This is a genomic window from Alkalitalea saponilacus (genome assembly GCF_900168165.1).
GTDB lineage: Bacteria > Bacteroidota > Bacteroidia > Bacteroidales > Marinilabiliaceae > Natronoflexus > Natronoflexus saponilacus.
The window spans coordinates 1-22881 of the sequence record NZ_FUYV01000001.1; the positions used below are offsets into that span (position 1 = coordinate 1).

At 39.4% G+C, this 22881-nt stretch carries 19 protein-coding genes and 1 pseudogene; 13 read left to right on the forward strand and 7 right to left on the reverse strand.

The window, feature by feature from the left end; all coding sequences use genetic code 11:
- A pseudogene (locus tag B5X70_RS18210) lies at window positions 1-256 on the forward strand (hypothetical protein); the annotation flags it as partial.
- Window positions 257-518: 262 nt separating this feature from the next.
- Here B5X70_RS18210 and B5X70_RS00010 read toward each other — a convergent pair.
- Together B5X70_RS00010 and B5X70_RS00015 are read right to left on the reverse strand one after the other, a co-directional pair.
- The gene (locus tag B5X70_RS00010) at window positions 519-1472 is read right to left on the reverse strand and encodes a lipocalin family protein (protein WP_079555806.1); all 954 of its coding nucleotides are present in this window, start codon (window positions 1470-1472) and stop codon (window positions 519-521) included.
- 128 nt (window positions 1473-1600) lie between these two features.
- Window positions 1601-2593: a hypothetical protein gene (locus tag B5X70_RS00015; RefSeq protein ID WP_143254996.1), complete on the reverse strand. Its 993-nt coding sequence runs from the start codon at window positions 2591-2593 to the stop codon at window positions 1601-1603.
- Between the two features lie 320 nt (window positions 2594-2913).
- Between B5X70_RS00015 and B5X70_RS00020 the strand changes: the two genes are divergently transcribed.
- From B5X70_RS00020 to B5X70_RS00065, 10 genes are all read left to right on the forward strand, one after another.
- Window positions 2914-3432, forward strand: coding sequence for a YfiR family protein (locus B5X70_RS00020; RefSeq protein WP_079555808.1), 519 nt, complete (start codon window positions 2914-2916; stop codon window positions 3430-3432).
- 126 nt (window positions 3433-3558) lie between these two features.
- Window positions 3559-4695, forward strand: a complete 1137-nt coding sequence (locus B5X70_RS00025; protein WP_157666484.1) for an OprO/OprP family phosphate-selective porin — start codon at window positions 3559-3561, stop codon at window positions 4693-4695.
- A gap of 158 nt (window positions 4696-4853) precedes the next feature.
- Window positions 4854-5969, forward strand: coding sequence for a phosphate ABC transporter substrate-binding protein PstS (gene pstS, locus B5X70_RS00030; RefSeq protein ID WP_079555810.1), 1116 nt, complete (start codon window positions 4854-4856; stop codon window positions 5967-5969).
- Window positions 5970-6182: 213 nt separating this feature from the next.
- Window positions 6183-7337 carry a phosphate ABC transporter substrate-binding protein PstS gene (pstS, locus tag B5X70_RS00035; protein ID WP_198314241.1) on the forward strand — a complete coding sequence of 385 codons (1155 nt, stop codon included), beginning with the start codon at window positions 6183-6185 and terminating at the stop codon, window positions 7335-7337.
- An 82-nt stretch (window positions 7338-7419) separates the two neighbouring features.
- Window positions 7420-8403 carry a phosphate ABC transporter permease subunit PstC gene (pstC, locus tag B5X70_RS00040; RefSeq protein ID WP_079555811.1) on the forward strand — a complete coding sequence of 328 codons (984 nt, stop codon included), beginning with the start codon at window positions 7420-7422 and terminating at the stop codon, window positions 8401-8403.
- Window positions 8400-9260: a phosphate ABC transporter permease PstA gene (gene pstA / locus B5X70_RS00045; RefSeq protein WP_079555812.1), complete on the forward strand. Its 861-nt coding sequence runs from the start codon at window positions 8400-8402 to the stop codon at window positions 9258-9260. The genes pstC and pstA overlap by 4 nt, the downstream gene beginning before the upstream one ends.
- A gap of 1 nt (window position 9261) precedes the next feature.
- Window positions 9262-10125, forward strand: a complete 864-nt coding sequence (gene pstB, locus B5X70_RS00050) for a phosphate ABC transporter ATP-binding protein PstB (RefSeq protein WP_317045052.1) — start codon at window positions 9262-9264, stop codon at window positions 10123-10125.
- A 188-nt stretch (window positions 10126-10313) separates the two neighbouring features.
- Window positions 10314-11012, forward strand: a complete 699-nt coding sequence (locus B5X70_RS00055) for a phosphate signaling complex PhoU family protein (RefSeq protein ID WP_079555813.1) — start codon at window positions 10314-10316, stop codon at window positions 11010-11012.
- A gap of 22 nt (window positions 11013-11034) precedes the next feature.
- Entirely contained in the window at window positions 11035-11727 is a 693-nt protein-coding gene (locus B5X70_RS00060) for a response regulator transcription factor (protein ID WP_079555814.1), read from the forward strand.
- Between the two features lie 30 nt (window positions 11728-11757).
- Window positions 11758-13524, forward strand: coding sequence for a sensor histidine kinase (locus tag B5X70_RS00065; protein ID WP_079555815.1), 1767 nt, complete (start codon window positions 11758-11760; stop codon window positions 13522-13524).
- 339 nt (window positions 13525-13863) lie between these two features.
- Here B5X70_RS00065 and B5X70_RS00070 read toward each other — a convergent pair whose 3' ends face one another.
- Together B5X70_RS00070 and ispG are read right to left on the reverse strand one after the other, a co-directional pair.
- On the reverse strand, window positions 13864-14649 hold the full coding sequence (locus B5X70_RS00070; protein WP_079555816.1) for a hypothetical protein: 786 nt from the start codon (window positions 14647-14649) through the stop codon (window positions 13864-13866).
- A 129-nt stretch (window positions 14650-14778) separates the two neighbouring features.
- Window positions 14779-16656: a (E)-4-hydroxy-3-methylbut-2-enyl-diphosphate synthase gene (gene ispG, locus B5X70_RS00075; protein ID WP_079555817.1), complete on the reverse strand. Its 1878-nt coding sequence runs from the start codon at window positions 16654-16656 to the stop codon at window positions 14779-14781.
- A gap of 98 nt (window positions 16657-16754) precedes the next feature.
- Between ispG and gldA the strand changes: the two genes are divergently transcribed.
- Window positions 16755-17663: a gliding motility-associated ABC transporter ATP-binding subunit GldA gene (gene gldA, locus B5X70_RS00080; protein ID WP_079555818.1), complete on the forward strand. Its 909-nt coding sequence runs from the start codon at window positions 16755-16757 to the stop codon at window positions 17661-17663.
- 5 nt (window positions 17664-17668) lie between these two features.
- Here the strand turns inward: gldA and pdxH are convergent, their stop codons facing one another.
- On the reverse strand, window positions 17669-18322 hold the full coding sequence (gene pdxH / locus B5X70_RS00085; protein ID WP_079555819.1) for a pyridoxamine 5'-phosphate oxidase: 654 nt from the start codon (window positions 18320-18322) through the stop codon (window positions 17669-17671).
- Between the two features lie 448 nt (window positions 18323-18770).
- Between pdxH and B5X70_RS00090 the strand changes: the two genes are divergently transcribed.
- Entirely contained in the window at window positions 18771-20078 is a 1308-nt protein-coding gene (locus B5X70_RS00090; RefSeq protein WP_079555820.1) for an acetyl-CoA hydrolase/transferase family protein, read from the forward strand.
- Window positions 20079-20293: 215 nt separating this feature from the next.
- Here B5X70_RS00090 and B5X70_RS00095 read toward each other — a convergent pair whose 3' ends face one another.
- Window positions 20294-21310: a DUF4097 family beta strand repeat-containing protein gene (locus B5X70_RS00095; RefSeq protein ID WP_079555821.1), complete on the reverse strand. Its 1017-nt coding sequence runs from the start codon at window positions 21308-21310 to the stop codon at window positions 20294-20296.
- Between the two features lie 140 nt (window positions 21311-21450).
- Window positions 21451-22815 (reverse strand): UDP-N-acetylmuramate--L-alanine ligase, encoded by a 1365-nt coding sequence (locus B5X70_RS00100; RefSeq protein ID WP_079555822.1) that lies wholly within the window; start codon window positions 22813-22815, stop codon window positions 21451-21453.
- Window positions 22816-22881: the final 66 nt, after the last annotated feature.

The window sequence follows — 22881 nt, forward strand, 5'->3', positions numbered from 1 at the left end:
GCAACTCCTTCATATTAAATCTTTCATCGGAACTAGCGAAAATGCTGTAATGATACAAATATGGACTGCTTTGATAACTATACTTGTCCTAAAATACTTAAAAGCATTAGCCCAATATGGCTGGAGGTTGTCAAATTTAGTTGCGTTTATCAGGTTGAATATGTTTGTGAAAATTGACTTGCAAAAGTGGTTGGATAAACCCTTTGATGAACCTCCTGAACCAGTTCAAAAATACATACAGGGGGTTTTATTCTGAAATTGTAGATGTTTCTGGCTAAAACTACTATTTTTAAAGAGCAATAAATCCTACTGAAGATTATTTAGGACAGTATTGACTTTTTTTATTCATTTTCGAATGGTATCATTTTTCCTTTCGTTTTGGAGTGCTCGTAGCTTTAAATCTGTAGCTCCTCTGATTTCAAAAAAAAATCGCACCCAATCCAAGCAGTAGTATACTGCTCGGATTGGGTGCGATATGGTCTATATATATGAGAATTATTCAATTCTCATTTTAGTGGTTACTCAACCTCTTTGACTTCCAGACTAAAACTTAATTCATCATCCTCATTATATCTGAAGACTTCAACATAAATATATCCCGTAGTGGTTGTAAACTCTTTTGAATTTCCTTCAACTAGTTCGTTGTCTCTGTCGCGTATCCGGAATTCTGTTTTTTGGTTTACACCATCGATGGGATAAGGAACGTCTGTTACCAAAACTTGCAGGTATTGCAATCTTGATGGCAGACCCGAGAAATCCGTGCTGACGTTGAACACCCTTACATTATAGGTTTTATTTGGTTCAGCTTTGATGTAATAGCGATACTGGGTAATTTGAGTATCCAATGTGTCCACTATGTTTTGAGTTGAATTGTCAATTATTTGGTTCAAATTTATGCGAACAGGATTCTTGTTTGAGCCTTGTGCACTGTTTTGATCGTGCAAATCTTCTAAATTCGCTGAATCTGGCTGATCCTGATCTCCATTTTGGTCTTCATCTTTATCGTTGAGTTCATCCGCCACCGGAGGCTCAATATCCCTGATCTTTTCAGATATTATTACCAATTCTTCACCTTGAACGGCTGTTGACAGTTTTTGAGTAAGTTTATTTCCATTGATAATAAATTGAGTTCTTTCTATTCGCTCACCTCCGGTGTAGCTGATAACTAAAGTATCCCTGATTATCGAATAGCTCCCGGTTTTTGTATATTGATCTAAAGTGTCTTCATTGTTCTTAATCTCGTAATAGGTGTAAAGGCTATTTTCAAACAGCATGTAGGGCTGTATGTTGTCATTATCTTCAGGGAACATAATAACCCAATTGTCGTCTTCATTGCTTTGAAACCTTTCTTCCAGAATTTTCCAAAGACCTTCAATACGGACGACTTCTTCTTTTTTGCTGTCGCTGCTGCAGGAGGCAAGCACAAAAACCAGTGCCACGGAAAGAAAGAGGTATTTAATATATACTTTCATGAGCTTCTAATTGTTTTTTAAGGTCGTAAAGATTAGGCCGCTACACTTTCCGTTATGAGCACATATTGACAAAGTCAATATGATGGCGCGTTTCTTTGCTGTCCCTTATTGGTTTTAGGTGAATTGATTTATTCTTGTTCTGTTATTTCAAGTTTGAATTCGATACTCTCCTGAAAACTGAAAAATTCGATATACAAACATTCTGTTGCAGGAGTTACACTCATTAGTTCAGATGTTTTTCCGGAATGAATTCTGGTTTCTTTTAAAATATAGTCGGTTACAAATTCCTCTTTAATGATGACATCCATATAATGATACGATTCGTGAATGTCCTCATTATAATCAGCAGATATTTCAGATATTGATATGTTGTACTTAGCATAAGGCTTAACCTGAAGATAGTATCTGTATAAAAATCCATTCTCAGTGTCATCAGGTAAAGTTCCTTCTACAATTACATCTGATTCAATCAACTTAGGATTCAATTTTGATCCAACTCTTGCATCTCTCTGATGCCTTGCTGCACAATTAGGAAGACCCTCGTTATCTCCATTGTCATCCTTGTCTCCGTTTTCGTCATCACCATTATTATCATCTGTGCCATTATCAGGGGAGAGGGAGGCTCTTACCATTTGGGATTCCATAATTTCCGGATGGAAATCAAAATATAGATATAGTGTGTTTGAGCTGTAATTGATCTCTGCGAGGTAGGTAATTTGGTTTTTTGAAATCACCAACTCGTTTTTATTTAAACTGTAGGTTCCTGTTGCAGTAACCAACTGATTGGATTCTCCATTTTGAACAGAAACCGTTATTTCTTTATAGGTTCCATTTTCGAAACTGACATAATACTGAACAGGATCATTTTCATTATAATTAATTGGTTCCCAGTTTAGGTCACTGTCCTCCTCTTCGGTATTTGTATCCTCCTCGCCGTTAGTGTCTTTTAAACCTGCAGTAAGGTCGTTCCCATTTATAAATACTTTTTGATGTGTAATTCTCCATACACCCTCAATATCTATTGTTGCAGAATCTTTTTTATCGCTGCTACAACTTTGAAGAGATGCTACTAAAAATGCACCAAGGATGGCAAAAGAGGTAATTTGTAAAATGTTTTTCATTTCTATTATAAATTTGTTTGTTAAGGTTCCCATTATTACGTATTTGGTTCGCAAAGGTTATATTTTTTTTAATACTCAAATCATCATAGGACTAACATTTTTGCTTAGTCGATGAATAATTCTCTGTCGAATATATACTTACTGTGCACAATTGGGTCAATAAATTAACGGTTTTGTAACACGATTTTTATCCGGGGTTAACCATTTGAACATAGTTTTGCGTGCGTCATTTTCTTAATCGACTCAATTATCATAATTCTTTTCGAACAACTTTATTTATTGTTACTGATAAATGATGAACCCCAAAACATTAATTGAACATGAAAAACTTATCTTTATTTATTATTTTATTGGCACTGCCAATGCAGTGGTTGTCGGCTCAGGATGCAAACCTGAAGGCTTTTTATACCCTCAATCTTATTCGCTATGTCGGCTGGAATGAAGGGGCTTTAGACGGAGATTTTGTTATTTCTGTTGTTGGTAACAAAGAAGTAGCCGACCAACTCAGGATACACTCTGCAGGAAAGCGTTTCGGTCATCAGTATTACGTTATTAGAGAATGCGATAAAGTAGAAGATGTAAATTTTGGACAAGTTGTTTTTATTGGTAAAGATATCTCCTTGTCGACTAACAGCCGACAATTGCTTGAAAAAGCACGTAATTTAGGTGTACTTATCATTACCGAATCCGAAGGGATGATTAATCAGGGCGCAGCAGTCAATTTTGTAACTCGTGAAGAGGGACTACGCTTTGAACTTAATGCTAGAAACGCGGGATATGCAAACCTGCAGTTCAGTTCCCGTCTTGAAGCGATGTCGGCTGCCATCAACCTTCAATAAAATATTATTGTATTTTGTAACCATATTGCAATAATTCTGAAATAAGTGTGTAATTATTTGAAAATAGTTTTGTCATGTGAAACTAAAAAAACAATGAAACAACTTTTTTACTTTAAATCGACAAAAATGAAGAAATTATTATTTAGAACAGCAATTTTAAGTGTGCTGTTATCAGTAATCATGACAAGCAATATTGATGCACAGGAATTTAAGATTCGGGGACGACTTCACATGGACTCTTTCTTTGGACTTAGCGATGCCGAAGAGTTCAGCAATGGATTTAACAACCGCAGAGCTCGGTTAGGGGCCGGTGGAACTATAAATGAAAAGTGGGACGGACGCATTGAGGTTGATTTCGCTGATGAAGGAATCAGTGCTAACGACTTTCGATTACGAGGAAAGTTTGATCATGGTGGACGTATCTGGATTGGACAATTTAAGGTTCCTCAAGGACTAAATCAGCTAACCAGTTCGAATGAAATCACTTTTATCGAAAGATCTTCTATTAGCAATGTTATTGCACCCGCACGTAGAATGGGAGTTGCCTATGAATTAGGTCTTGGCGATGCAGGTTTAAAAACCATGCTTTTTGGCCGTGCTTTAGGTGAGAGAGGTATTTTCCAGACCGATGAAGAAGGCTACCATAACAACATGCCACTTGGTATCGCTTTGCGCGGATATTATGGAGCTCCTGTTGGAGAAGGCGTATTTCACGTTGGGGCTTCAGTGGTATATGAAGATTTTAACGACAACAACGGACTCCGCTTACGTGATCGTCCAGAGGCTCGCGATTCAAGAGGAGGAGCAGTTCGCTTAATTGATGTCAGTCTTCCAAATGCCGAGAATACCACCAAATTCGGACTTGAGTTATTATTCATCAGTGGAGCATTCTCTATTGAAGGAGAATACATGCAAATGGGTGTAAGCAATGTTGATATGGACGATGCCTCATTTTCTGGTTACCACGTACAAACAAGTTATGTATTAACCGGAGAAAGTCGCAGTTACTCAGGTGGTGCTGTTGGTGGAATCCGTCCGGCCAATGAGTCAGGCGCATGGGAAATTGCCGCTCGTTACAGCGTAATGGATCTTAATGATGATATTTACCTTGGTGGAAAACAAAGCACCATTACTTTCGCTTTGAACCACTATGTTACAAACCGCCTCAGATTCATGGCCAACGTAATCTATGTTGACATCGACAGAGGTGATTATGATAAGAGTCCTCTTCTTGGGGTTTTAAGAGCTCAGTATAACTTCTAGTTTCCGTTCTTTGTAAATAAGCAGGCACTTTTCATTAATTCTATAAGTGACTAAGTGTCTGCTTTTATTTTTACTTCAAGTATCTATATATAATTATAGAAACATATTAATGCCTTCCACAAACAATTGAAACATCTATTTATTTAAAATTTGTAATAATGAAATCAACCAAAAGTAAATCATCGTTATTCGCATCGCTTGCATTGTCTGCCGCAATGATGCTTTCTTTAAGCACAAACACTCTGGCACAGGGCAACAGAGTTGACATCCTGGGAGCAGGAGCTTCTTTTCCCGCTCCTTTGGTTACAGCCATGGCTGATCAGTACCGCACTGTTACCAATGGCCGTGTAACAGTGAACTATCAGTCCATTGGATCGGGAGGTGGTATTCGTCAGTTCGTTGAACAAACCATCATGTTTGGAATGACCGAGGCTTTCCTTTCTGATGAAATTGTTGGTAACATTGAGCGCTCAACCGGAGGAAGAGCCTTTAATATGCCGATTACTCTTGCCGACGTGGTTCCTACTTATAACTTACCCGGAATTGATAAAGGATTGGTTTTTAATGCGGAAGTTTTGGTGGAAATCTATCTGGGAAAAATCACCCGATGGAATGATCCAAAAATCAGAGCGCTAAATTCTGGAAAAAATCTTCCAAACCTTCCGATTACCGTTGTTCACAGATCTGACGGATCAGGAACAACCAACATCTGGACCAGTTACTTTACAAGGGTTTCGGACGAATGGAAAAACCGCGTAGGTATGGGAACCAGTGTAAACTGGCCAACGGGTGTAGGCGGTAACGGAAATGAAGGCGTTGCCGGAGTGGTTAAAAATATGCCGGGAGCAATTGGCTACAACAGCTTGGCTTACGCGATACTAAACGATCTTGCCTACGGTTCTGTGATCAATTCATCCGGTAACATAATTGAACCCAGTTTTGCTGCCACTACTGAAGCCGCTAACATTGAATTACCTGATGATACGCGTATCCTTTTTACCAATACCCCGGCTCCCAATGGCTATCCAATAGCCGGTTTCGCGTGGATGTTGGTATATGAGCATCTTGATAAAAACAATGCCATATCTAACCGACGTCAGGCTGAAGAGCTCATTCGGTTTCTGATCTGGAGTATTACCGATGGACAGGAACTATCCGAAATGCTTGGATATGCAAGATTACCCAAAGCCGCCATTGACAAAAACAAGGCCATGATCAAGCAATTGAAGTGGAGAGGAGAGTTGATTGGTCAACAAATTTTGAATGAGAAATAGTTAATCTCGATGCACTGCCAAAAGCAAAAAACCGGAATACTATTGTATTCCGGTTTTTTTAATCATCACAAAATCAAATATATGAGGTTTATGAGTTGTAACAATTATGTAACAATTGTGTAACGTTCAGGTAATAATTGCGCCATATTATTGTAATTGAAAAGAAAGAGGTAAATGCCTCAATAAAAGTTGAAATTTCAAATTTAAACAGATATGCAAAAGAGAAATTTAAGAAACGTACTACCTTTCATGGTAATCTTGCTATCAATGGCTGTTTTGTCAGCTTGTGGTGGCAGATCAGGATCTGAGACTTCAGAAGAAAGAAGAGCCGCAAGAGCACAACGAGTTGACATCTTAGGTGCCGGAGCAACTTTCCCCGCTCCACTTGTAACAGCCATGGCTGATGAGTACCGTCAGGCTACAAATGGACGTATAACCATCAACTATCAATCCATCGGTTCAGGAGGTGGTATTCGTCAATTTATTGAGCAAACCATAATGTTTGGGATGAGTGAAGCATTTCTTTCAGACGAGGTTATGGCTGATATTGAAGCTAAAACAGGAGGGAAAGCATTTAACATGCCAATCACCCTTGCTGATGTGGTACCTACTTACAATTTACCTGGTATTACCAAAGGACTTGTTTTTAATTCTGAAATTCTGGTAGATATATATTTGGGAAAAATTACCAGATGGAACGATGCTAAAATAAAAGCACTCAATCCGGATGTAAATCTTCCAAACATCCCTATCACTGTAGTGCACCGCTCAGATGGTTCAGGTACCACAAATATTTGGACCAGCTATCTGACACGTGTTTCAGATGAGTGGAAAAACCGAGTAGGTATGGGAACCAGTGTAAACTGGCCGGTAGGTGTAGGAGGTAATGGAAATGAAGGTGTTGCAGGAGTTGTAATTAATACGCCAGGAGCAATTGGATATAACAGCCTTTCATATGCACTGTTAAACAATATGTCGTTTGGTTATGTGAAAAATGCTGCCGGTAATATTATTGAACCTACTTATGCAGCCACCACCGAAGCAGCTAACATTGAGCTACCTGCTGATACAAGAATTCTTTTTACAAATACACCTGCACCTAATGGATATCCCATTGCAGGCTTTGCATGGATGTTGGTGTATCAGAATCTGGAGAAAAACAATGCAATCTCAAATCAATCTGAAGCCGAAGAGCTCATTGAATTTTTGGTTTGGAGTATTACCGAAGGCCAGGAATTGTCTGAAGGACTTGGTTTTGCCAGACTTCCAGACGCAGCCATTGAAAGAAATATTGAAATGATAAAACAATTAAAATGGAACGGTGAGTTGATTGGAACTAAAGTTTTGGACAGAGTACTTAGTCTTTAGAATATAATTTTCAAAGGTGGTGAACCCCTGAATGGGAGTTCTCCGCCTTTTATGGTTTTATACAGATTAGGATTAATATAAAATGAAGGATACAACAAAGGAGATATTAGAAAGACCTTTACATGGGGTGTATCGCTGGTGGGGCGATAAGCTTTTTCTTACAATCAGTGTAATCCTGGGATTATCCATCATAGCCCTTGCTTTTGCAATGGCGTGGGTGCTTTTCAAGGAAAGCAGTTTGGCTCTCAATGAATTTGGAGTCGTTGGGTTTCTAAAAGGACGTGTATGGGATCCGGGTGTTAATTTTGTATTTGGAGCGCTTCCCTTTTTATTCGGAACAATGGTAACAAGTGTTGGTGCTTTGGCCATTGCTTTTTTCCCGGCTATTGCTATTGGTATTTTTGTAGGAGAGTACGCACCAAAATGGCTGGGAGCTATCATTGAAAATCTGATTCACCTTATTGCTGCCATACCTAGTGTGGTCGTTGGAATTTGGGGAATATTTGTATTCGCTCCATGGATGCGCGAAAAAGTGTATATGCCAGTATTTATGTGGGCAGCTGATCATGCCCCATCATTACTTCCAATTGTAGGAACTCCTATTGGCTATGGAATGACTACTGCAACAATCATTTTAGCTCTGATGATTATTCCATACACCACCGCACTAACCCGCGATGCAATCAGGCAAGTTCCTAAAGAACAGCGTGAAGCTGCTTATGCACTGGGGGCAACCAAATGGGAGGTGATCAGGATGGCCGTTTTACCATATGCAAGAGGTGGTATTCTATCAGGAGCAATTCTATCCTTTGGGCGTGCCATTGGAGAAACAATGGCGGTTGCCATGTTAATCGGCAATAAAAATACATTCCCGTTTTCAATTTTTGGACCCGCAGCTACCATGCCATCGGTTATTATTAATGAATTCAGAGAAGCGGTCGGAAATTTGCACCTGTCAAGTTTAATGGCAATTGGATTGGCACTATTTGTTATCTCTTTAATTGTTAACCTAATTGCGGCATTTATCATTAGAAAATATTCAATTACTGGAGGGCAGGCGGTATGAAAACCTTAAGAAGAAGACAAATACAGGATAAAATAATGGAGGGATTATTGGTTGTTAGTACCATTACCGTTTTGATTCCTTTGGTCATTATACTTGCATACGTTATTTATCATGGTTTTGGAGCTCTCAACTGGAGTTTCTTTACTGAAGAGCTTGGGTCGCCTGCCAGAGCTATGCAGGGGCAGCCAACTGGATTGGTGCACACCATGATAGGAACTGTTGTAGTCGATTTTATTGGACTGATAATAGCTGTTCCCATTGGAGTGGGTGCTGGAATTATGTTATCGGAGTACCCGGAACATAAGTTGAATCCGGTTTTACGTATCATGAATGATACTTTAAATGGCATGCCTGCCATATTAAAAGGTCTTTTAGCATTTGCATTGATCGTTAAACCAATGGGAACTTTTTCTGGTTTGGCAGGAGGAGTTGCTCTCGCCTTTGTAATGATCCCGATTATTGCCAGAACCACTGAAAGCTCTCTAATGACCATACCATGGTCAATTCGGGAAGCCGGACTGGCAATTGGCTTACCTCGCTGGAGGGTGGTTTTATCAACTGTGATGCCTGCGGCTAAAACCGGATTGGTTACCGGATTTCTCATCGCGTTTGCACGAGCAGCCGGAGAGGCAGCACCGCTGATGTTTACCTCTTTTGGAAACAATTACCTTCCCAATCATTGGACAGGGATGATTTTTGGACCGGTTGATACTTTGCCACAAAGGCTTTACAGCCTTGCCATCAGTCCTTATGCACAGTGGCATCAGATGGGCTGGGCGGCGGCCATTGTGTTGCTTTCTTTCGTGATCATCCTATTTGTTGCAGCCCGGTTATTAACACGTCAAAAGAATTACTAAAATGGAATTACTAACATTGAGAAAAAAGGTAAAATCCGATAACAATACCTCTTCAGTTATGACAACAACAAATGAAATTGAAACTACGGTTGAGAAGAAGGAGACTTCCAGAGTCAGGATGGAAGCAAGGAACCTGACTATTAAATATGGAACCAATGTGGCGGTTAGAAACCTCTCCATGCCCATATATAATGAGAAAGTTACTGCTTTGGTTGGACCGTCGGGTTGTGGAAAAACCACATTCCTGCGTTCCCTGAACCGGATGCACGATTTAACTAAATCGGCCTCCATAACTGGCGAGGTTTTGTTGGATGGTAACGATATATATGATCCTAAGGTAAATCCGGTAACCATACGCCGAAAAATTGGAATGGTCTTTCAAAAGCCAACGCCATTCCCAACCATGTCAATTTATGATAATGTCGTTGCGGGATTAAAATTGGTGGGGATTCGCGATAGAAAGTTACTTAATGAGGTATGCGAAATAGCTTTAACCCAAGCTGCGCTCTTTGATGAAGTAAAAGATAGACTAAATGCTCCCGGTGGGAGCTTGTCCGGAGGACAGCAGCAAAGACTTTCCATTGCAAGAGCTCTTGCCATTAAGCCGGAAGTTATTCTGATGGATGAACCAACCAGTTCATTGGATCCAAAATCAACCATGAAGATTGAAGATCTTATTGTTGAACTGAAAAAGAAATACAGCATTGTAATAGTTACACACAATCTTGCTCAGGCTGCGAGAATTTCGGATTACTCGGCTTTTATGTATCTTGGAGATTTAGTTGAGTATGGTAAAACCAAAAAGATTTTCCAAAACCCGGAAGACAAAAGAACCGAAGAGTACCTGACAGGAAAATTTGGTTGATGTATGTTCTTCATCATCTTTTATCTGTAATGTATTAATAAATAGCTCGTTAAGCTTTATGTTTGCTTGATTCACAGCCATATGCAAATCAGTTCTCAAAATATGTAATGTGTATAAAATCAAATATTTGAATTTATCTAACATCTAATAATCTAACGATCTATTGTTAGGAAATAAATCCTGAAAAAATGAGTGTTAAAAAAGAAAAGGCTTTAGCCGACCTGAATAAAGAGTTTGAATCATATTCAAACTTGCTGTTAAAGCAGTTACGTCTTCTTGAAACCATCATCGAAATGGATGGAGGTACTGTTTCTGATGAGCATTTTAACGAAACGAAGAAGAACGAAAAAGAAATTGATAAATTTGAGGTAAAACTGAGTAACGATATCATCAACATCATTGTTCTTTATAACCCGATGGCTGCGGAGTTGCGCTTGCTGATGGCCATGTATCGTACATCTCTGAATGTTGAGAAAATTGGCGACATGGTCGCCAATATCATCAGGAATATTAAAAAAGCGGATGATGTAAAGGCTTTTCAAAGCCATACAGAGGCCATTCTTGACATTCTCATCATCAGCATAAATATGGTAGAAAAGTCCCTGCTGGCATTGAGAAACAATGACATGGACTATGCCGTATGGACCATCAAAAACGATGATGTTGTGGATGAGTTGCACCGCTCTTTTGCCAAAAGAATCACCAAAAAGCAGCTGCCCAACGTAAAATCTCAGTCAGAGATCAAAACTTTCATTAATTTATTGAATATAGTATCGTATATTGAGCGAATTGGTGACAATGCAACAAATATTGCTGAAGCAGCCATTTACTCAAGCATGGGTAAGGACGTAAGGCATAGGCATGTGAATATAGATACTATAACCTGATACAATTAAATCATCATTTATAATGCAAACCGCCCGGATATTAGTTGTTGAAGATGAACAGGACATCTGTGAAATCCTCAAATTTAACCTTGAGAGCGAAGGTTTTTCAGTGAGTGTTGCCAATTCAGCAGAAGAGGCACTTACCATGAAACCGGAAAAGTTCGACCTTTTCCTTTTGGATATCATGATGGGAAAAATGTCTGGCTTTCGATTAGCTGAAGTGCTTAAGAAAGAACGTAAAATTGAGGCTCCGGTAATTTTTCTCACGGCTCGCGATACAGAGAATGATACCTTAACAGGTTTCAGTCTTGGTGCCGACGATTATATATCCAAACCTTTTTCAATTCGCGAAGTAATTGCCCGTGTAAAAGCAATTTTGAACAGAGCAAGTAAACTCGGGAAAAAAGAGGAAAATATTACCATAGGGGAGATGATGATTGATGTGTTCAGCAAAAAGGTAATGGTGAAGGGACAAACAGTTATATTGACCAAAAAAGAGTTTGAAATTCTTTTGCTATTGGCCGGGAATATCGGAAAAGTTTTTTCTCGTGAAACCATTATGGATTATGTATGGAAGGATGATGTGGTGGTAAACGACAGAACCATTGATGTGCACATTGCAAGACTCAGAAAAAAAATGGCCGATTACGGCAAGGCCTTTGTAAACCGGTCGGGACATGGCTACTGCTTTGAACCGGAAAAATTATTGGCATAGTAGTTTTATCTCACTTTTAAAACTCCCGTTATGATTGCAAAAACCTCATATAGAAGGAAATTATTCATCTACTTTTTGATGGTGTTTCTGGTGTTTTCTTCCGTTATTGCTGTATTCCAGTATCATAGAGAAAAGCAGTATCGTATTCATGAGTTGAAGAGTATTTTGGAGACTTATTCTGATATTGTAAACAGCTATATTATTTATAATAGCATCTATTCTACCGGGAGTTTTGAGTTTATTGACTCAATTAAGAGAATATTTCCACGGGATGATATCCGGATAACAGTGATTGATTTTAATGGAAGGGTATTATATGATAGTTTTTTCAAAAACTATCATGAACTGGCAAACCATATCAATCGACCCGAGGTTCAAACTGCTCTTTTTTACAACAGGGGGTCAGATATCAGATTGTCCAGTTCTACAAATCAGGACTTCTATTACCTTGCAAAAAGATACGACAATTATTTTGTTCGCTCAGCAGTGGTTTACAGTCTGGGTATTAAAGAGTTTTTGAGTGTGGAAAACCTCTTTTGGTATTTCATTGCCTTATTGTTTCTGATCACCAGTAGTGTACTTCTTTTTGTTTCTGATACGGTAGGGAAATCAATTCTTAAACTTAAGGATTTTGCCATCAGAGCCGCCAATAATGAGCCGATAGATTCTCCTTCAAAATTTCCGGAAAACGAACTGGGGATTATTGGCGAGCAAATAGTAAATATTTATAACAATTTGCGCAAAACAAACAATGAGCTTGCTGCTGAAAGGGAGAAGCTGATTCAGCATATACAGGTTTCAAAGGTGGGAATTGCGCTGTTCTCTTCTAATAATAAAAGGATTTTTGCCAATAACTTTTTTGTTCAATATCTAAGTGTCATATCTGATACTCACATGGTAAATGCCGACTCCTTTCTAGAAATTAAAGAGTTTGCACCAATCAGGGAATTTATCGATTTTCATTCTTCATATTCTATTTCGTTCAAATCTCTACCGGTTAAAAGGTTGGCAATACATGCCAACGCTAGATTTTTTGAAGCGCAGTGCATTATTTTCCAGGACAAAAGCTATGAGGTGTCCATTACGGATGTGACGCGATCAATAAAGGAGAAGATCCTGAAACAGGAGATGACCTCCAATATTGCTCATGAACTAAGGACTCCGGTAAGCTCCATAAAAGGTTATCTGGAAACCATTTTAACACACAGAGAAGTAGAACCCGAAAAACAGTTCTATTTTATTGAAAAGGCCGCCGGACAAATTGAACGATTATCGCAGCTGATTCGTGATATATCGATGCTGACCAAGATTGAAGAGGCATCTGGGTATTATAAAATGGAGAAAACTGACCTGCGCAGTGTCATTGATGAGGTGACTGAAAATATGCAATCGCAGATTTCGGTTTTCAATGCAGAGGTGGAGAACAGCATATTACCGGAGACCAGCGTAAATGGCAATCGGGAATTGTTACTGTCCGTATTCCAAAATCTTATTGAGAATTCATTGAAATATGGAGGAGAGAATGTTAAAATCCGAATCACTGAATTTCTAAGTGATGAAGGAAAAGTATTTATCTCATATTCTGATAATGGCCCCGGTATTGATGAAGAGCATCTGGGACGGATATTTGAACGCTTTTATCGGGTTGAAAAGGGCAGAGCCAGAGAAAATGGTGGAACTGGATTAGGGCTTGCCATTGTAAAAAATGCCATTGAACTCCATGGTAGTGAAATCATCGTGAAAAGTCCGAAAAGTGGCGGTGTAGAATTTGTTTTCTCTTTGACGGTGGAGAATTGATTTAAGCGCAAGAGTATAATTGGAGTACAAAATAGGATTAGTTTTTTAGGAGGGGGACTGTCGCCTAACGTTTTTATATCTGCACTCCGATAAAAGCAAATTATTCATAATCCTCGTTGCAAAAAAGAATTCGCTGAATAATAGGAAACATTTAGATGTCTCAAGCACGGTTTTATTCATGAATAAAACCGGCACACCTCAGATAGAGCAAGTGCAACCTAAAAGGATATTTGTTTATAAGGCTGGCCGGTAATTATGATATTGAGTGCGGAAAATCAAAAAACAAATTGAGGATATTTATTGATGCATTTGACTATAAAGATGTAGATCTCTAATACATTATCTTCTTTTATTAAACACTTCCATTGTATTTCCGTAATTCAGGTAATAATTGCCACGTTCCAGATTTGCCACCTGCAGCCTGTCGCCGAATCCTCTGACCACAATCCTTCCAAAACCATCAAAAAGTTCATAAAGTGTTGGTTCAGAAAAGCGGATATAATTCCCATCAGAAGTAATATTAAAAGTAACCGGTTGTTTGTTGCTTGTGTAAGTGATTTCCCCTGATAAACGCCGGTTTCCTCTGGAATCAACCTGTCTGATTCGAAATCTATTGGTGCCGGCATGCAGTCTCACTTCAGCCGAATAAGTATGTTGTCCTGGTACGCCTTTACCGTCAACACGGCCGGTTTCAACCCACTTGTTCCATCTGAATTGTTCAATGATGAAAGGGAGAGGTCCGGTTTCATTTCGGGTGTTCCAGATTAATTTTCCGTTTTCTATATGTAATCCTTCAGCAACGAAAGTTGCCCGAGCATTCAGTACATCTGCATTCAGGATATTTGGAGTGCACCCTTCTTTGTAATTTACACGTATGGTTATAGGTTCTCCCAACCGGAAACCAAAAACCGATAAATCAACTTCAAAGGCACTGGAATTTATCTCATCGGTGGTGGTCATTCCATTTACAGTGACTTCGTAAACACAAAAACCGACACCTGTGGCAGCAAACGGATTTTTTATATATAAATTCTCTCCCTGGTATGTGCCTCTTAGTTCAATTTGCCCGGCCGGCAGCATTGTCGAATTTACGACCAGCAGCATGAATAGGAGAATTTTCTTCATTTATTTGTTATTAGAAATAGTTATTGCTGTTTTTGGGTACTCAATATTGCAATTTAAAAAAAGCTTTTAGCCTTTGCAAAAAAAACTCAAACGATTCCATTATCAGCATTATAATTTTGATAAAAGGAGCTAATTTTCGGGGTTAACCCAATCTCCATTTTCCTTTATAAGTGAAATCAACTCTGCAACTGCATCTTTTTCGGGAATACTTTTTTTAATCAATTCTCGTTTCCTGAAAAGGGATATTTTACCTGGTCCGGCCCCCACATAACCATAATCAGCATCGGCCATCTCGCCAATTCCATTAACAATGCAACCCATTACCGCAATTTTAAGCCCTTTTAAGTGACCGGTTTTCTCCTGAACCATTTTGGTGGTAGACTGCAAATCAAAAAGGGTACGTCCGCAACCGGGACAGGAGATATATTCTGTTTTAGAGAAACGAACCCGCGAAGCCTGCAAAATCCCAAACTGCAAATCAATGAGTTCGGGTGTGGTTAAGTCGTTGGCATTTATGGAGATGCCATCTCCATAGCCATCCAGAAAAAGCAATCCCATATCGGCGGCTGCTATAATCTGAGTTTTTTCAATTGTTGTGTTTTTATATTTTCGATGAATGATAACAGGATGGTTTATACCATGATGTTGCAAGGTTAAAAAGAAAGCCCTTTGTTCTGCAATCCCGTTTTGATGGTCGGTTGTAAGCAGAACAATTATATTGTTCTGCTTTTTGAGTATTTCAATACACTTAGTATTCAGTTCATTGTATGTCAATTCCAAAATAGTAACGTTACCATCCTTTATTTTATCCAAATCATCAATCTTAAATAATGGCCATGTATTGTCCGAAACTTCTGCTTTCGTGTATGGTATTATTTTGACGCAATCCTTCCAGTTTTCCGGAACAATTAATTGTGGGTCATTGGTGATGTATGCCTCCGGAGCGATTTTGCATTCTCCTGAGACGACCGATTCACGCAGGTCGGCAATTACCATTGCAGGTTTCTCGCCACCGGCACATCCCACAGTCATGGATTCCCGCTTTTTATAACTAAATGGAGAATAGTGCCCGGTTGATGTTGGTTCAATAGGTTGGTGGTTTTCTAACGCTTCAAAATGCTCTTTGAGTTCCCGGGCAACGGGAATTTCTGCTTCCGGATCTTCAGTTAGCGATACCCTGATGGTGTCTCCCAATCCATCGGCCAAAAGCGCCCCGATTCCTACTGCCGACTTAATGCGTCCATCTTCGCCTGCACCGGCTTCGGTAACTCCAAGGTGCAAAGGATAATTCATCTTTTCCTGAATCATGGTGGCAGCCAAAAGCCTCACGGTATGCACCATCACCCGCGTATTGCTTGATTTGATGCTGAGAACAATGTTGTTAAAATCATTTTCACGGCATATTTTCAGATATTCCATGATGGATGCCACCATTCCTTCGGGGGTATCTCCATATTTTGCCATGATGCGGTCGGAAAGGCTACCGTGGTTTGCTCCTATGCGAATGGCGGTGTTATTTTTTTTGCAGATTTCAAGAAATGGAATTAGTTTCTTTTTAATTTCGGATAATCCCTGAGAAAACATCTCGTTGGAGATGTTTTCCAATTCAAATTTTTTAGCACCTCCGGCAAAATTACCTGGGTTTATGCGTACTTTATCAACAATTTGTGCCGCAATTTCGGCTGCGTTGGGATTAAAATGAATATCGGCCACAAGCGGAAAATTATAACCTTTGGATGAAATCTCTTCCTTAATGGCTTTAAGATTTTCTGCCTCCCTTCGCCCTTGAGTGGTAATTCTTACAAGTTTTCCCCCTGCTTTATACACGCGAATACACTGCTCAGCTGTCTCTTTTGTATTCAGGGTGTTGGTTGTGGTCATTGATTGCAGACGAACGGGATAATCTGCTCCGATTATGACGTTGCCCGCTTTAATGTTGCAGGTTTTAAATCGTTCATATTTAAAAAGCGATTGGCAATATTGTGGCAAATGATTCGATTCAGACATTGGATATATGGTTGAAATGATTGTAAAAGGAATTACGATGCAAAAGTATTCTCTCTTGATCGAAAATTAATAACTTTATGCGATAAAAAACAATTAATATGTCCATTTCAGTTTCAGGTGTTTCAAAATTTTACGGCTCACAACAAGCATTGAAAAATGTGTCGTTTCAGATTCAGAGTGGCGAAGTGGTTGGTTTTTTAGGCCCCAACGGCGCCGGAAAATCCACCATGATGAAAATTCTTACCGGCTATTTGCCGGCTTCATCAGGAGATGTGCAAGTATGTGGATTCGATGTTACCGCTAATAGTGTGGAATTTCGTCGGAAGGTTGGTTACTTACCTGAACACAATCCTCTGTACCTGGATATGTATGTGGCCGAATACCTGGGATTTGTAGGCTCTGTTTATAAAATCAGGAACAATAAAAAGAGGGTAGAGGAGATGATTGATTTAACCGGACTGGTGCCTGAACGACATAAAAAAATAGGCGCTTTATCTAAAGGTTATCGTCAGAGGGTGGGTCTTGCTCAGGCTCTTTTGCCCGATCCGGAAGTGCTCATTCTTGATGAACCGACATCGGGGTTGGATCCAAACCAGATTGTTGGCGTACGAAATTTAATCAACGATCTGGGAAAGAGCAAAACCATTCTGCTTTCCACTCACATCATGCAGGAGGTAAAAGCCATTTGCGAGCGGGTCATAATTATTCACCAGGGAAATGTGGTGGCCGATGAGCAACCCGAAAATCTTGAAAGCGGACATCGTACCGGAGAAAATGAACTCACCGTAGCTTTTGACCGGCAACCTGCGCCCGAACAACTCATAACTATTGATGGGGTGGCAGGTGCTGATTTAATTAACGGCAAATGGATTTTAAGAGTAAAGGCAGGCAAAGAGATCCGGCCTCAGCTGTTCCGGTTTGCCGTTGATAATGATTTCATTATTATGGAACTGACTCAAAAACAAAAATCCCTGGAAGATGTGTTCCAATCACTTACTACCGGATAACGGATTCAAGGAGCAAGAATTTCATTTTTCCATTTGTTGTTTATTAACCTGTAGCAGAACCGTTGGTGCATCCTTCCCGGCTGCCCCTGCCAAAATTCAACATAATTAGGTATAACTTCGTATCCTCCCCAGTGCGGGGGTCTTGAAATTTTCTGATCCTTAAATTGCTGTTCTGCTTTATTAAAATTTTCCCGAAGAGCTTCAAAAGAATTCATTTGTTGGCTTTGGGGTGAAGCCCAGGCACCAATCTGACTAGCTCTGGGTCTTGAATCGAAATATTCATCGGATGATTGCGGTGATATTTTTGATGCTTTCCCCTCAATTCTCAACTGTCTCTCTAATAACGGCCAGAAAAACAGTAAGGAAACATCAGGATAGTCTTTAATCTCCTGTGCTTTATGACTGGTATAGTTGGTAAAAAATTGAAGTCCGTTCTCTGTTACTCCCTTTAACAGAACAACTCTGCTGTGAGGTTTACATTGAATATCAATGGTGGAGAGAATCATCGCTGTGGGTTCCGGATGACCGGCATCAACTGCGTTGGTTACCCATTGCAATATTTGTTGCAATGGATTTTTGCTCATTTTATCAACTTTTATTCCCGATTGAGTATAGGTGTCCCTTATAGATCTCAATTTATTATTGACTTCAAAATTCATAATAACAATAGATTGTTACGTTTTAAATTAGGATGTATCTGGTACTGGTTCTGATTTGGTATAAATTTCACTTGTGGGATTTAATATTCGCTGATACTCATGTCTCTGGTGTTTAGGGAGCGGCTATATATTATGGTTTTTTTGAGATTTAGAATGTATGTTAAACAGTTCTATGTTGTTACATTATACAACATCCCAATTTAAAACGGCAAAAGTATCACTATTGTTCACTTTTTGTTTTGTTTTTTTCAAAAAAACAAAAAATGTGCTATTAAGCATTGCTTTAAATGATTTTATATCTGGATAAAAATGATATTTTTGCAGCGTTTTTCATCCCCCCAATATTTTCTCAACCAGTTTAATGAGGATTCCTGCTACAAACAAGATTGGCAGGCAGGGGACTGAGCAAAGAATAATTTGAAAGTATTAATATAAAACTGTTTATCAGATGCGTTACAAGCCAGTTACAGCCGAAGAGGCAGTAAAAGTCATTAAGTCAGGTGACAGAGTTCACCTGAGTAGTGTTGCAGTTACTCCACATGCCCTAATTAAGGCCATGGTTGAGAGGGGACGAAAAAAGGAGTTTTATGATGTGAAGGTTCAACACATCCACACCGAAGGACCTGCGCCTTATGCCGATCAGGCGCTGGAAGGAGTTTTCCAGCTGGAATCTTTCTTTGTTGGAGCCAATGTTCGCAAGGTTACTCAGCAGGGGTATGCAGATTACATTCCCGTGTTTTTGAGTGAAACTCAAAAATTGATCCGTCAGGGTTACCTTCATGTAAATGTTGCCATGGTGCAGGTATCTCCTCCCGATAAGCACGGATTTGTTTCATTGGGAACATCTGTTGATGCAACTTTGGCTGCCATAGAAAATGCTGACACCGTAATTGCTCAGGTAAATAAACATGTACCTCGCGCATGGGGTGATGCCATGCTTAGCATTCGCGATATTGATTATTTTGTAGAGCATGATGAGCCACTATACATCCATAACAATGCACCGCTTTCGGATATTGAAAAAGCCATTGGCCGTAATGTAGCCGAATTGGTTGAGGACGGAGCTTGTCTTCAGATGGGAATTGGTGGTATTCCAAACGCTGTTTTGGCCGAATTAGGAAGCCATAAGGATTTGGGTATTCATACCGAGATGTTCTCTGACGGTTTGCTTCCGCTTATAGAAAGTGGTGTGGTAAACTGTAAGAAAAAGCAGATTGACAAAGGTAAAATTGTTGCCTCTTTCCTTATGGGATCACAAAATCTTTACGATTTTGTGGATGACAACCCCATGGTTGCCATGATGGATGTTTCGCACACCAATGGAATTCACGTTATTCGTAAAAACAAAAAAGTTACGGCCATCAACTCTGCCTTATCAGTAGATTTAACCGGACAGGTTTGTGCCGATAGTATCGGAACCACCCATTATTCCGGAGTAGGTGGTCAAATTGACTTTATCCGCGGTGCAGGTCATTCAGAAGGTGGAAAACCAATTATTGCAATGCCTTCGGTAACTTCAAAAGGAGTTTCTAAAATAACCCCCACTTTGATGGAAGGAGCAGGTGTTGTTACCACGCGAGCCAATATGCATTGGTTGGTAACAGAATACGGAGCAGTTAACTTATATGGTATGAGTCTGCAAAACAGAGCTAAAGCCATTATTTCTGTTGCTCATCCTGATCACCGAGAAATGCTGGACAAGGCCGCTTTTGAGCGTTTTGGCCCACATTTCCATTTTGCGTTTCCAACGAAGTAAAGCGAGAATATAGAAAGGAGACTGTCTTAAAAGTCTGTTAATAATATTCATTACTTACAATTTGTAAAACAACCTTGCTTTCACCCCTCCAAACCTCCCCCAAGTGGGAGGCTTAAAGTCCCCCTTGGGGGATTTAGGGGTGAATTATTAACGTGTAATTTACGATTTGAAAGATAAGGAAAATTTAAATTTACTTTTTGGACAGCCTTTTTTTTTTATCTGAATCTTTGATTTCCTGAAGTAGTTCTGGATGTTACCACTATTTCTCCGTCGCCAACTACCAAATTGCGGGTAGCGCGGGTGTTGCCAACGGTTAAACTCCCCGATGTTGTTGTTAAATTAAAACTGAGCATATTCAGATCGGTTCCGAGCGTTAAATCAATGTTTCCCGATGTGTTGTGAAACTGACTATTTGAAGTAAGTACCAGATCATTTCCGCTTATTCTTCCTGAAACACTCTTCAGGTAAAGACCGCCCACCACACCATCCAGACTTATGGAGCCAGAACTACTCGTTGCATTAATGTCTCCCCTTATGGATTGGAGATTAATGGCTCCCGAAACGGTCTTTACATCTATGGATCCAATAACCTGATCTGCCGTTACCGAACCTGATGTGTTTTTGACAATCACGCCATTTAAAACAGATGAAGCCTTTACTTTGCCTGAAACAGAGTTTACATTGAGTTCACCTTGCACCTCTTCAATGGACGTGGAGCCACTCAAGGTTTTCGATTCAACATTCCCGATAATTCTGGCGGCATTAATACCTCCGGAAACGGTAGAAACTCTTAAATTTCCATTGATGTTTTCAGCACTGATCGCTCCGGATAAGGACTTTAGTTCTACGGTTGATGTTCCTGCATCTTTTGTGACAATGTTGCCAGAAATGGTTTCAACCTGCAGTTTTATTGATGATGGAACGGTAAAAGCCAGAAAGCCTTTAGTTTGAGCAGGCAAATTATCGGGTTTATCAATCCAAACCGAAAGAACATTCCCTTTTTGTTCATATCTGATTTTGATATCCTCGTGTCTTCTCACAGCACGAATTTGTCCTTCAAACTCAACAACGTTATCTGTACCGGCCAAAATATCAACTTTACAAAAGGCGCCTTTAACATTAAGTTGGGTTACATTCTCAAAACTCTCTTTAACCGAGTCTATCAGGACCTGTCCTTTTAATGTAGTTAAACAAAGTATCAGGAAGATCAGAAGGGTACATTTTTTTCTCATAACATGGGTTTTTAAACATTTCAGGTTTATATAGATGTGACGGTTAAACAGAGCAATAGTTACAGATACCGGAACCGTTTCAATGTTATTCGTTTCTGATTTCTGAAAATGAATGTTTTAGATAAAATCAGTATGCAAATTTAGTGGTTCATGACTAGTTTGTCAACCATGTTTTTTAAATCAATCCCTCCTAAATTTCCGGATGTCATGATTAATAAATTTGAATTGTTCAATGAGGTTTTTGAAATGTATGTTTCTAACTGATCGGCGGTGGTTATGATGTTTTTTTCATCAATGCCAAAAGCATTTGCTACCTCTTTTGGAGTAATGGTTGCAAGCTTTTTGTGTGATAGAACATCTGGATTGTAAAATACAATTGGCTCATCAGCCAATTGTAATGTATCTTTGTATTGAGGAAGAAACTCCTTATTCAGACTGCTGAATGTGTGTAACTCCAGTATTGTAACAAGATTTCTCTCCGGAAATCTCTCCTTAACTGCTTCAACAGTAGCCTTTACCTTGGACGGGGCATGAGCGAAATCGTAAAAAACAACTCCTGATGAGGTCTCTGCCAGTTGCTGCAGCCTTCTTGCTGCACCTTTAAATGATCTCATTGCTGTTAGAAAATCATCAGCAGTTAATCCAAGCTGAAGACATATGTTGAGTGCCCCGGCCATGTTTTCCATGTTATGTTTTCCAAAAACAGGCACAGGATAATCTTTGTTGTTATAGCGTATGATTGTGGATCTGTTTTTTGCAATAGATTCAAGGGATTGATATGGTTCTATTGATATATTTCTGTCTTTATTTTTGATGAGATTGGCCAAAACAGGATCGTTTTCGAACCATGTCAGATAGCCTTCGTTGCGAACGGAGTCAATAAACAGTTCAAACTGTTTATTGTATTCTTCAATGGTTGGGAACACATTGATGTGGTCCCAGGCAACTCCTGTAATTAGTGCAATGTCAGGCTTATACCATAAAAATTTCGGACGTAAATCAATGGGAGATGACAAATACTCATCTCCTTCAAATATTGCGATTTTGGCGGTTTTCGAGATTTTAACCATGGTATCAAATCCCTCTAATTGAGCACCTACCATGTAATCAAAATCTACATTGTTAACTTTCAGAGCATGCATTACCATGGATGTAACGGTGGTTTTTCCATGGCTTCCGGCAATTACAACGCGGGTTTTGTTCTTGCTCTGCTCATATAAAAATTCCGGATATGAATACACTTTAATTCCCTGCTCAACGGCGGCCTGAAGTTCGGGGTTGTCCTTTCTTGCATGCATTCCCAATATGATGGCATTTAGATTTTTTGTTATTTTTTCCGGATGCCAGCCTTCTGTCTCCGGCAAAAGGCCATGCTTTTTAAGTCTTGTTTTACTGGGTTCAAATATTTCATCATCGGAACCGCTTACTTCGGCTCCGTTTTCTTTTAAGGCAATGGCCAGATTGTGCATGGCGCTTCCACCTATGGCAATAAAGTGTATCTTCATTTATTCTGAATAAACTTGTAAATTAACTCTGTCGTTCATTCTGGCGACAGAATAAAATTAAGGTTT

Bases quoted from the DNA above. Each gene is read 5' to 3' on its own strand.
- B5X70_RS00090 (WP_079555820.1), top strand. From the start codon at position 18,771: ATGCGTTACAAGCCAGTTACAGCCGAAGAGGCAGTAAAAGTCATTAAG.
- B5X70_RS00015 (WP_143254996.1), bottom strand. From the start codon at position 2,593: ATGAAAAACATTTTACAAATTACCTCTTTTGCCATCCTTGGTGCATTT.
- B5X70_RS00100 (WP_079555822.1), bottom strand. From the start codon at position 22,815: ATGAAGATACACTTTATTGCCATAGGTGGAAGCGCCATGCACAATCTG.
- pstS (WP_079555810.1), top strand. From the start codon at position 4,854: ATGAAATCAACCAAAAGTAAATCATCGTTATTCGCATCGCTTGCATTG.
- pstS (WP_198314241.1), top strand. From the start codon at position 6,183: ATGCAAAAGAGAAATTTAAGAAACGTACTACCTTTCATGGTAATCTTG.
- B5X70_RS00020 (WP_079555808.1), top strand. From the start codon at position 2,914: ATGAAAAACTTATCTTTATTTATTATTTTATTGGCACTGCCAATGCAG.
- pstB (WP_317045052.1), top strand. From the start codon at position 9,262: ATGGAATTACTAACATTGAGAAAAAAGGTAAAATCCGATAACAATACC.
- B5X70_RS00095 (WP_079555821.1), bottom strand. From the start codon at position 21,310: ATGAGAAAAAAATGTACCCTTCTGATCTTCCTGATACTTTGTTTAACT.
- B5X70_RS00070 (WP_079555816.1), bottom strand. From the start codon at position 14,649: ATGAAGAAAATTCTCCTATTCATGCTGCTGGTCGTAAATTCGACAATG.
- B5X70_RS00025 (WP_157666484.1), top strand. From the start codon at position 3,559: ATGAAGAAATTATTATTTAGAACAGCAATTTTAAGTGTGCTGTTATCA.
- B5X70_RS00060 (WP_079555814.1), top strand. From the start codon at position 11,035: ATGCAAACCGCCCGGATATTAGTTGTTGAAGATGAACAGGACATCTGT.
- B5X70_RS00010 (WP_079555806.1), bottom strand. From the start codon at position 1,472: ATGAAAGTATATATTAAATACCTCTTTCTTTCCGTGGCACTGGTTTTT.
- pstC (WP_079555811.1), top strand. From the start codon at position 7,420: ATGAAGGATACAACAAAGGAGATATTAGAAAGACCTTTACATGGGGTG.
- ispG (WP_079555817.1), bottom strand. From the start codon at position 16,656: ATGTCTGAATCGAATCATTTGCCACAATATTGCCAATCGCTTTTTAAA.
- gldA (WP_079555818.1), top strand. From the start codon at position 16,755: ATGTCCATTTCAGTTTCAGGTGTTTCAAAATTTTACGGCTCACAACAA.
- B5X70_RS00055 (WP_079555813.1), top strand. From the start codon at position 10,314: ATGAGTGTTAAAAAAGAAAAGGCTTTAGCCGACCTGAATAAAGAGTTT.
- B5X70_RS00065 (WP_079555815.1), top strand. From the start codon at position 11,758: ATGATTGCAAAAACCTCATATAGAAGGAAATTATTCATCTACTTTTTG.
- pdxH (WP_079555819.1), bottom strand. From the start codon at position 18,322: ATGAATTTTGAAGTCAATAATAAATTGAGATCTATAAGGGACACCTAT.
- pstA (WP_079555812.1), top strand. From the start codon at position 8,400: ATGAAAACCTTAAGAAGAAGACAAATACAGGATAAAATAATGGAGGGA.